Origin of the sequence: Streptomyces sp. SP17BM10 (assembly GCF_036322405.1) — a bacterium.
Lineage (GTDB): Bacteria > Actinomycetota > Actinomycetes > Streptomycetales > Streptomycetaceae > Kitasatospora.
Window position 1 is genome coordinate 1 of record NZ_JAQYXB010000290.1, and the last position, 952, is coordinate 952.

At 70.4% G+C, this 952-nt stretch carries 2 protein-coding genes; one reads left to right on the forward strand and one right to left on the reverse strand.

Translation table 11 applies throughout. The annotated features are described in order from the left end of the window. Positions 1–150 (reverse strand): acyl-CoA dehydrogenase family protein (locus PUR71_RS01405; protein ID WP_329924432.1); only part of this gene is annotated, 150 nt, incomplete at its 3' end. Positions 151–304: 154 nt separating this feature from the next. Between PUR71_RS01405 and PUR71_RS01410 the strand changes: the two genes are divergently transcribed. Then, positions 305–742: a hypothetical protein gene (locus PUR71_RS01410; protein ID WP_329924431.1), complete on the forward strand. Its 438-nt coding sequence runs from the start codon at positions 305–307 to the stop codon at positions 740–742. Positions 743–952: the final 210 nt, after the last annotated feature.

The following is a 952-nucleotide window of genomic DNA, read 5'->3' on the forward strand; positions in this document are numbered from 1 at the left end:
CAACGCCTCCAGCGCCTCCTGCGGGAACCGGCCCTGCTCGTCCACCTCCGCCGCGAACGGAGCGATCTTCGCCTCGGCCAGCCCACGCACCGCCTCCCGGAGCATCTCGTGCTCCTCGGAGATACGGAAGAGATCGAAGTCCTGGCTCATGATCGGCGCTCCTGGTTCGGGACGGCACTGACGGTACTCAGTACCCTTCATTATGCACGTGCGCAGCAAAAAGGGAACTCAGTGCCTTCACATAGCGGCACTGAGTTCCCTATCCTCTTTCTGCCGAAGCCGTCCGAGCGCAGGAGATGACACCGTGGTCCACTCAGCCATCGACGCCGACCGCGAGACCACCACGCTGTACTTCCAGCGCTGCGCGTGGTGCAGCAACCCCACCTTCCAGCGACTGCTCTGCCCCACCTGCGGCTCCACCGACCTGCGGCTGGAGCCCAGCGAGGGCACCGGCGTCGTGCGGCGCTGCGAGGTCGAGCAGGCCAGGACGCCGCTGGCGCGGCAGAAGTCGCTGATCCGGATGGCCGAGGGCTTCGACGTCTGGTGCATCGTCGACGGGCTGCGCAGCACCGTGCCGGTGGGCACCAAGGTCCGGCTGCTGCCGACGCCCGGTGCGGCCGAGAACCCCGAGCTGCGGCTGCTGCCGGTGGAGGAGCCGCAGCCGGTGGTGTGCAGCGAGCCGCGTCCGCTGCCGCCGAGCCAGGGCGGATTCACCCAGCACCTCGCGGCCTTCGCCGAATAGCCGGCAGCCGGGCAGCCAGCGGTCGGGCAGCCGGAACAGCCGTACCCGGGCCTCGGAAGGGGCCCGGGCACGCCGGAGGGCGTGGCACCGGGTACCCGGTGCCACGCCCTCCGCGTCGGTGCGGGGCGGATCAGGCCTTGCGGGCCTTCACCTCGGCGGTGAGCTGCGGCAGGACGGCGAAGAGGTCGCCGACGACGCCGTAGTCGACCA